This is a genomic window from Catenovulum sp. 2E275, assembly GCF_025515275.1.
Lineage (GTDB): Bacteria > Pseudomonadota > Gammaproteobacteria > Enterobacterales > Alteromonadaceae > Catenovulum.
Genome location: NZ_JAOPFU010000076.1, coordinates 1 through 8,905 on the forward strand (window position 1 = coordinate 1; position 8,905 = coordinate 8,905).

The window sequence follows — 8,905 nt, forward strand, 5'->3', positions numbered from 1 at the left end:
CGTTAAAAATAATTCTTTTAGACGACTAAATTTCGTTATTTTTGCCTTGTCTAAGACAATTTTTTCTCTCAGCTCAAATTATAAACAAAGATAAATAGGCTCTAGAATATATAGAGCATTATTTGAGACAAATTCATTATTTGTTTTTGATTTTCAGTATACTGATAAACCCAGTCCAACTTTTGGTTTAATTATGATTAAAGTTCAAACTCAAGATTTTAATGTGGCAGCTGAATACGCAGCTTTGTGTGAAAATAATCAAACCGATGGGGCGGTTGTTTTTTTTGTTGGTTTAGTGCGTGATTTTAATCAGAACAGCCAGATTAAAAGTTTAACGCTGGAGCATTATCCGGCAATGACAAATAAAGTTTTGCAAGATTTGGAACAGCAGGCTAAAAGTCGCTGGCCAGTTAATCGGGTATCAATTGTGCATAGGGTAGGGAAACTCACTTTAGCTGAGCAAATTGTATTTGTTGGGGTCACTAGCCCGCATCGGCAAGCCGCATTTGAAGCGGCTCAGTTTATTATGGATACCCTTAAAACCAGCGCGCCATTTTGGAAAAAAGAGCAAACCCCAACAGGCGAACATTGGGTGGATGCAAAAGACTCTGACGAGCAGGCTGCTAAAAACTGGCAAAACCAACATATTTAACCCTGTTTAAGATGCGTTTTATCGGGTTTCTAACTCGCATATCCAGCGACATTGGGTATAATACTGCGCAAATCAAGCTTACAGGAGAATTTCATGCGTCCAAGTGGCCGAACTGCCAGTCAAATCCGTCCAATCACTATTACCCGAAACTTTACTGCTCATGCAGAAGGTTCAGTATTAGTTGAGTTTGGTGAAACCAAAGTTATTTGTACCGCTAGTGCAAGTGAAGGTGTGCCAAGATTTATGAAAGGCAAAGGCGAGGGTTGGATTACTGCTGAATATGGCATGTTACCACGCTCAACCCATACCCGCTGTGACCGCGAGGCTGCCAAAGGTAAACAAGGTGGCCGCACATTAGAAATTCAACGTTTAATTGGCCGAGCTTTAAGAGCCGCGGTTGATTTAAAAGCTTTAGGCGAACATACAATTACGATTGATTGTGATGTTATTCAGGCTGATGGCGGAACCCGTACAGCATCTATTACTGGTGCTTGTGTTGCTTTGGTTGATGCATTAACTCACCTACGTTCAAAAGGCGCATTAAAAACTAACCCTTTAAAACACATGATAGCGGCCATTTCGGTTGGCGTTTATAAAGGTGAAGTGATTGCCGATCTTGAATATTTGGAAGATTGTGACGCTGAAACCGATATGAATGTTGTAATGACCGAAACCGGTAAATTAATTGAAGTGCAAGGCACTGCCGAAGGTGAACCGTTCAGTTTTGAAGAAATGAATGAAATGCTGGAATATGCACGTCACGCTATTCGTGAAATTACTGATATTCAAAAAGCGGCTTTAGCTTAATATTTAACAGGAGTTTTTATGCAAGCTTACCAAAAAGAGTTTATTGAATTTGCTTTATCACGTGGCGTACTTAAATTTGGCGAGTTTACTTTAAAATCTGGCCGTATCAGCCCTTACTTCTTTAATGCCGGTTTATTTAAAACCGGTGGTGATTTAGCTAAATTAGGCCGTTTTTATGCTGCCGCTTTACAAGATGCCGCGGTTGAGTTTGATTTATTATTTGGCCCTGCTTACAAAGGGATCCCAATTGCGACCACAACTGCAGTTGCATTAGCTGACCAATATAATTTAGACGTGCCTTACTGTTTTAACCGTAAAGAGAAAAAAGATCACGGTGAAGGCGGGCAATTAGTTGGCTCTGATTTAACCGGTAATGTTATGTTGGTTGATGATGTGATTACGGCTGGCACTGCGATTCGTGAATCTATGGAGTTAATTCAGGCGCATCAGGCTAATTTAACAGGTGTATTAATTGCGCTTGATCGTCAGGAAAAAGGCAAAGGCGAATTGTCTGCAATTCAGGAAGTTGAGCGAGACTTTGGCACACAAGTTATTTCAATTATCAAATTAACCGATTTAATTGAATATTTAAAACAAGCCGGAGATAAAGACGCTGAATTAGAAAAAGTGCAGGCTTATCGTCAAGCTTACGGCATTGCATAATAGTTATAATTAGCTTCACCCCTACTTTTAAAATGCGACTTTATGTCGCATTTTTTGTATCTGATACTTTAGCTCTATATTTAAATTCCCCATTTTCAACAAACTTATTTGCTAATAACGGTTTTGGAGTCTAACTTTAAAAAGCGTGTTAATAAAATTGTCATATTGATTTAACTCAAGCTTGAGAGGTACTTTATGTTAATTCCAGTGAGCATTGTGAGTTTATTTGTAGCAAGTGGGGTTGGGGTGACTATTTTAGCGGTTAAAGTATTTAAAACCGTATTTGTTGGGAAAAACTAAAAGCTAAGCATAACGAGTAAAGTTGGTTTCGCTCGGGCTATAACTTTGTTGATAAAAGCGCTCTATTTTGAGCGCTCTTGCATTAATTATTTCATCTCTTTGTTCAAATTTAAGTGACTCAGTTTGGCTTTGAGCTAAGGTTTGTTTTGGCTCAAATGTGGGGACTGCCTGCGTTGTAATATTTGCAGTGGGTTCAGCCTGAGTGGCTGAATTTACAAAAATACCGGCGACAGATTGCGAAGTTTGCGCTGATGGTGTTGTTACCTGATTTACCGAATCAGTTGGATTAATTGAATTTGTATTGCTATCAGATTTAACCTGCTGAGTGTCTGTTGTTTCGCTTAATAAATCCGCTCGGGCTTGTTGAGCTTTTTGGCTGGCCTCGTTAGCCACTTTTCTATCGGCAGAAGAAGGTTCAGCCGGTGCAAGAGCTGCTCGTTTAACTTGCTCCATTTTTTGAATCGTGGCTTGTGGATCACCCGCTACTTCTGATACATCAATTTGCACTTCGCCAGATACTGCATAATTTTTTCCGTCGCTACCACGTTCAAACTCGTAACTTGGAGAGCCAGCATGCTGGCCACCCATATTGGCATGAGCTTGTTCATGGGTACGAACTTCTTGGTCTCTGGCTTTTAATTCTTCTAACTCTTTTTGTTCTGAGTCGCTCAGTTCAGTTGACGAGTTTTGTGATTGAGTAAATTCTTTACCGCGATTGCTTTGATCTTCGGTCGCATCTTGCTGGTTGTGCTCTGTACTATTTTGTCCAGACGCATCAAGCGCTTGGCGATTTTCTTGTCTGTGTTGTTCTGGTTTTGAAAAGTCGTAAGTTAATGCCTGTTGTAAACCGCGTTTAGTGGTTCTTTCATTTTCACTGCCGGTTCCAGCTTCAGACGGAGACTGTTCATTTTCAGCGGCTTGGCTAATTGCTTCGCGTGACAAAGCCTCTTTGCGTGCCGCTTCAATTTGCGGGTTAGCAAAGTTCAGATTCAGGTTAACCGGAAACTGAGTGACTATGTTCATCGTATTGGATTAAACCTTAATATCTATAATGCTGCCAATGGTTTCATTTGCTGTTTGCAATGCTTTTATGTTCGCGCTGGCATCTAACTGGTTTTGAGTTAAATCTACCAGATTATCCGTAATATCCTGCTGTCGGTTTTGCTCACTTTGTGCATTTAACTGATTTTGCTGATCAGCATTGGTTTGCTCTGTATTAGCTTGTTGTTCGGCTTGCAAAGCTTGAGCTCTTTGCTCTTCCTGACTACTTTGCGCGAGTGAGTTATTGGCGATTTCCTGTGAATTTCGGGTGATCCCTTGGCTTGCTTGATTTAAGCCATACAAACTGGAATTAAATGCTGATTGAATATCCACACTGAATCCTAATAATTAATAAACAGATGAGCCTAATTATTAATCAAATTAAACCAAATTGAAAGTTATCCGGCCAAAAGCGAGTATGTTTAATTTGGTAAATTTGCCAACAAAGCTTGACTAAATTCAAGCGGATGCGAAATAAACGGGGCATGTGATGCTTTATTAAAAATAATGGTTTGTGCATTTGGCTGAAGCTGAGCGATTGGCTCAATGGCTTTTGCCGGCACTAAACTATCTAACTTGCCATATAACCTGAGAGTTGGTACTGAAATTTGATTTATTTGTTTGGTTAAATCCGCTTCGGCTAATATTTTTAAACCCGCAGCTAAAACAAACTCATCAGGGGTGGGATGCTCAAGTAACAGGGTTTTCAGCGCTTTTACATCTTGTCTGGCGGTATCGCTTCCCATTGTTTGAATCGCTAAAAATCGTTCAATCGTTTTTTGGTAATCGTTCGCTAATTGCTGTTGAAATGCACTTAGCACTTCTGGTTTTATCCCAGACCAATTATCACTTGCTTGAAATTTAGGGGTTGAAGCAAGGCAAATTAAATGTGTTAACTTTTGTGGCTGAGTTAACGCAATTTGTTGGGCGACTAAACCCCCAAGTGACCAACCTAGCAATATGCCGGGTTGATTAACTTTTGCTGCAACTTGTTCACTTATATTGGCTAAACTATAGTCAGCTGGATAATGTTTGTGTGCGTTTGCATAACCGGGTAAGTCGAGAAAATGCAGTTTAAAATGGGCTTTAAGCTCATTTTCGATAACTTGCCAAACTGAGCGGTTCATTCCCCAGCCGTGAATTAAATATAAGTTTTGTAAAGCCATAAGACGGATGAATTGTTGGATTTATGATGCCAAGTTTACCACAAGCTAATGCTTTTTCTTTTGTTCGTTGTTATTTATGCGACAGTTTAATTTATGCTAAGCAAAGTTTGTGTCCGGTTTGTTTGCAAGCCATTGCTGATTCTGAATTTAACTTAAACTGGCAGGACATTTTACTCAGGCCAGATGCCAATCGAATGTTAAAAGTCACTGAATTAAACTCAATTTATTGCTGGTATGAATATCAGCAACCTTTTGACTTTTTAATTCCTAAAATGAAATATCAGGCCAATCCAATTGCTAAAGCTTGTTTAAAACACTTAATTCAGTTTAATTTGGCTGAGCTGTATAAGCAGGTAAAAGATGATTATGACGAATTTGTGCCAACGCCGTTGCATTGGTTTAAATATTACCGGCGGGGTTTTAATCAGGCGCAGTGGTTGGCTGAGCAGCTAAAGTTAAATATGCCGCAGCTCACAGATTGCTCAAGGCTTAAATACACCAAACAGCAAGCCAAATTAAGTGGTAAAAAGCGTTTGGATAATGTGAAAAATGCATTTTCAGTTAAAGCAAATTTAGCCGGAAAGCGGATTTTAATAATAGATGATGTGGTAACGACTGGTGCGACTTTGGATGCTTTTGCTAAAACATTAAAACAAGCTGGGGCAGTTAACGTTAGCGCGATTTGTTTATGTTGGGCTAAATTAACCTGACCTGAGCTTAAACAGACGGTTTTGGTTTAATGATTTTAATGGCTTTGGCTAGAATTTGTTGTTGCGTAATTAATCCCATTTGCTCTGTGGTAATACTGTGCGGGTTTAAGCCAGTTAATAAATAATCGCCGTTTGGCATAATCTGGTGAATTGATTTAACCAAAAGGCCATATTGCGGATGAGTGACTTTTATAATGTCGCCGGGTTTGAGTTTAAAACCATTTAATTTAAACCAAGGGCAGAAAATAATATAGCTGCCGCTTGGAATAAGTGGCGACATACTTATTCCCGCCACTTTGTTAATTGAAAAACCAAGCATTAATTTGCTTTTAAATCCGGATAAATTAAGGTTTGAGCCGGTGGATAAGGGCAGGTTGCGCTATAAGTTGCTACCCCTTTACTTTGCCAGAATATGTCTGCAAAACGATTTACTTTATTTAATAATTCTAATGTAGCGTCTTTATCAATATTCTGTTTTGCTTTGGATGTTTGCAGCATAATACTGTGAGTTAATTCATGTAATTCGGGAAACTGATCCAATTGAGGTTGTTTTATATAATCGCCCCAAATAATGCGGATTTCTTCCTTAACTTTATTGCCATGCTCTTCTTTTTGCGCAACCAAACGCGAGAATTGCGCTTGTTGATTGAAGTTAAGTGTTTCTTTTTCATTTAATTCTTCCAGCAGGTCAACCATTCTGATCATGGTTAAAACGGATATTTGTGCTGTGATTGGATCATAAATTTTGCATGGAATATCACAATGTGCAGAAACTGAACCAAAGTTTGCTACTTTATCTATTTTATTGAGCAGAGAATGAAGCATATTTTATCCTATTGTTTTGATGATTTTTTCATTTTAAATACAATGACAGCAAGCGCGATAATCAGCGGTGCAATCCATGCTAAATGAATAAGACCAGCCCAAGGGCTTTGGTGATCATGCCCCGGGTGGGCCAAGCTTAAACTGGGTAGCGCCGCTAAACAGTAAAGATAAATTTTTAAGATTTTAAATTTCATCATTATGCTCCTTAATTAGTGAAGAGTTTGGGTTTGGTAAAAAGCCTGACGATATTGATTCATTAATGCATCAAAGCAGCTATCGCATACCGGATGCTTTTGCGCAAATTCTAATAACGGAATAACCGTTACTTTTAGCGCTTGTAACGCCAGCACTTGCAGCTCATCATCGGCATGTTCGCTGTCGGCCAAATAGCGCATAGACTGATGCGGAATTAATAAACATTTTTGTGCTTTTTGTAGTTCGCCGGTACGCTGAAACAAAGTGGCTAAATTATGGTAACTGCATATCCAAGCTTGAATAGCTTCTTGCGATTTAGGGTTTTGATGCAGTTGACTGTCTAATAAATCTATCGCTTGCTGGTAATAACCCTCGGCTTCTTGCCATTGGTCAGCGTTAAAACAATCATTTCCCTGAGTTAATAAATTTTGCCAAGTATGCATTTTAAATTAAACCTTAAATTGCTAATGAAAACTATTATCATTATTGTTTAATGTTTGTGGTTTGTAAAGCTTTAAGCGTAAAAAACAAACAACAGACTTGGACAAGGTTTGTAAGCGTTGAGAGTAGAGCAATAAACCTGCATTTTATTGACTAAAAAATACAGGTTTATTGTGATATGAGTTTTATAATTTATTGAGTGTCAGACTGTCTATCCAGCCCCATGAATCTGCAACTTCATCTAATTCAAATGAAATCGTAAGTTGGTTATTGGTTACCTCAATTTCAAGCTGATACTCAGCCCAATTCTCCCATCCTGTATTGGCGATTGAGGTTTGTGCAGTATTTTGCGCAGACGATAATTGAATAACCGAATTGCTGTCGCCTTTGCTTTCACCCATAACCATAGCTGTAAAGCGATAACGTCCGTTTTCTATATTATCTAATTGGGTTGTTAGCTGGGCTGTAAAATCACTGGCAGACCAGTAAGTCACCGCATTTGAGCCATCGTGAGCACCGGTTGAACCTATACTCAAAATATCGGTTTGAGTAGTTTGCCAGGGCGATAATTGGCCGGTTTCAAAATCGGCGTTGGTTAATAAATCTGCGGCAAATAATACCGTTAACTCAACCTCTACTTGGCTATTGTCTGCCAGTGTTCCGGTGATTAAATAATTACCCGCTGTATCGTTGGCAATCGCTAAATTTTCGTCCCAGCTAACCGGTAGCGTAACCACTTGATCTGTGTTGTAAGTTAAGTTGATAGTATCTGGCAATACAATTTGGTTGTTGGTACTGCTGATGGTAATTTCTAGTGGTTGAATCGATTTTATACTCGGCGCTTCAACAGTTTTATCTGCGGATACTTTCCAAAAAACATCCATAGAATCTAACACTTTACCTTGATAATCAAACATCGCCTGATTTTCCCAGCCATTAGATTGGCCGCTAATCCAGCCTGCACCATTTACACCTAGCCAAGCTGGTTCCCAATAAAATAAACCTAGCCCTTTGTTATCTGCTATTTGTGAAACTTGATTGATTATGTCTCTAATAACACTGGCTTGACCTTGAACTGAAGCTTTGTATCCGGCGGTATTTGCATCGGTTTCTGAAAAAATATTACCGCCAGCATCCGGCCCTTGCTCTGTGGTAAATGCATAAGCTGTTTCGGCAATGACAACCGGTTTATTATATTTTTGACTAAGCGCCGACAAGTTATTGGTTAACGCTGTTAAGCTGCCATGCCAGTAAGGGTAATAAGATGCGCCGATAATATCGTAATCTAATTGCGCTTCTGTAAAGGCATCAAATGCGTAATTAAAAATACTGGCTTTGCCGCCTTCGGCTAAATGCAGCATGATCTGACAATTTTGTTCAGCTAAAGCTTCAACTTCACGGGTTGCTTTAATCCCTTGTTTTAATAAATTAATAGCTCCGGCTGAGCCAATATCCTGACCATGAGGAAAGACTAAACCAGCATTAATTTCGTTACCTATTTGCACCATATCGGGAAATACACCTGCAAGGCGTAAATTATTTAATGTATCAAAAGTATATTGATAAAGTGCCTGTTCAACTTGGGTTTGAGTCAGGTTTTGCCATGCCAACGGAATATATTGCTGGCCGGGATGCGCCCAAAAATCACTGTAATGAAAATCCAGTAATATTTTTAAGCCCAGCGCTTTAGCTCTTTGCGCTAAAGCCAAAGTGGTTTGATAATCGTTTGTGCCGCCACCAATGGCACCCTGAACACTTTGCCCATTGTTAACTTGATCAGCCCAATAAACGTTATAAGGGTCGTTCCATAATCTTAACCTAACCCAGTTAACACCATGATCTTTTAAGATTTTTAAGGCATCTTGCTGCTCATTGTTTTCGTTATAAAATAGCCCACCGTTTTGCTCAACTTCGATTAAGGTTGAAATATCAACGCCTTTAATAAAGTCATCAGCTAAATTGGCAACAGGCTGAACATAAATAGTTGAATCAATATATTCGGTTTGGTTATCCTGTTCCTGTTCCTGTTCCTGTTCCTGTTCCTGTTCCTGTTCCTGTTCCTGTTCCTGTTCCTGTTCCTGTTCCTGTTCCTGTTCCTGTTCCTG

The 8,905-nt window shown here is 39.3% G+C and carries 12 protein-coding genes; 4 read left to right on the forward strand and 8 right to left on the reverse strand.

Annotated features, from left to right (window positions below):
• The first annotated feature begins 193 nt into the window (after positions 1-193).
• From moaE to pyrE, 3 genes are all read left to right on the forward strand, one after another.
• Complete coding sequence (gene moaE / locus N7931_RS18610) at positions 194-652, forward strand: molybdopterin synthase catalytic subunit MoaE (protein WP_262795847.1); 459 nt, start codon at positions 194-196, stop codon at positions 650-652.
• A gap of 93 nt (positions 653-745) precedes the next feature.
• Positions 746-1,459, forward strand: a complete 714-nt coding sequence (rph, locus tag N7931_RS18615) for a ribonuclease PH (RefSeq protein WP_262795848.1) — start codon at positions 746-748, stop codon at positions 1,457-1,459.
• 18 nt (positions 1,460-1,477) lie between these two features.
• Positions 1,478-2,122 (forward strand): orotate phosphoribosyltransferase, encoded by a 645-nt coding sequence (pyrE, locus tag N7931_RS18620; protein WP_262795849.1) that lies wholly within the window; start codon positions 1,478-1,480, stop codon positions 2,120-2,122.
• Positions 2,123-2,425: 303 nt separating this feature from the next.
• Here pyrE and N7931_RS18625 read toward each other — a convergent pair whose 3' ends face one another.
• From N7931_RS18625 to bioH, 3 genes are all read right to left on the reverse strand, one after another.
• Positions 2,426-3,445 carry a putative metalloprotease CJM1_0395 family protein gene (locus tag N7931_RS18625; protein ID WP_262795850.1) on the reverse strand — a complete coding sequence of 340 codons (1,020 nt, stop codon included), beginning with the start codon at positions 3,443-3,445 and terminating at the stop codon, positions 2,426-2,428.
• A gap of 9 nt (positions 3,446-3,454) precedes the next feature.
• On the reverse strand, positions 3,455-3,796 hold the full coding sequence (locus N7931_RS18630; protein ID WP_262795851.1) for a hypothetical protein: 342 nt from the start codon (positions 3,794-3,796) through the stop codon (positions 3,455-3,457).
• Positions 3,797-3,885: 89 nt separating this feature from the next.
• Complete coding sequence (bioH, locus tag N7931_RS18635; RefSeq protein ID WP_262795852.1) at positions 3,886-4,629, reverse strand: pimeloyl-ACP methyl ester esterase BioH; 744 nt, start codon at positions 4,627-4,629, stop codon at positions 3,886-3,888.
• A gap of 23 nt (positions 4,630-4,652) precedes the next feature.
• Between bioH and N7931_RS18640 the strand changes: the two genes are divergently transcribed.
• Positions 4,653-5,339: a ComF family protein gene (locus tag N7931_RS18640; RefSeq protein WP_262795853.1), complete on the forward strand. Its 687-nt coding sequence runs from the start codon at positions 4,653-4,655 to the stop codon at positions 5,337-5,339.
• 7 nt (positions 5,340-5,346) lie between these two features.
• Here the strand turns inward: N7931_RS18640 and N7931_RS18645 are convergent, their stop codons facing one another.
• From N7931_RS18645 to N7931_RS18665, 5 genes are all read right to left on the reverse strand, one after another.
• A complete protein-coding gene (locus N7931_RS18645; protein ID WP_410369364.1) occupies positions 5,347-5,619 on the reverse strand; it encodes a S24/S26 family peptidase in 273 nt (90 codons plus the stop codon).
• Positions 5,620-5,657: 38 nt separating this feature from the next.
• On the reverse strand, positions 5,658-6,164 hold the full coding sequence (gene sodN, locus N7931_RS18650) for a superoxide dismutase, Ni (protein ID WP_262795855.1): 507 nt from the start codon (positions 6,162-6,164) through the stop codon (positions 5,658-5,660).
• Between the two features lie 8 nt (positions 6,165-6,172).
• The gene (locus N7931_RS18655) at positions 6,173-6,361 is read right to left on the reverse strand and encodes a hypothetical protein (protein ID WP_262795856.1); all 189 of its coding nucleotides are present in this window, start codon (positions 6,359-6,361) and stop codon (positions 6,173-6,175) included.
• Positions 6,362-6,373: 12 nt separating this feature from the next.
• A complete protein-coding gene (locus N7931_RS18660; RefSeq protein WP_262795857.1) occupies positions 6,374-6,802 on the reverse strand; it encodes a hypothetical protein in 429 nt (142 codons plus the stop codon).
• 183 nt (positions 6,803-6,985) lie between these two features.
• A partial coding sequence (locus tag N7931_RS18665; RefSeq protein ID WP_262795858.1) for a glycosyl hydrolase 53 family protein occupies positions 6,986-8,905 on the reverse strand: 1,920 nt, incomplete at its 5' end.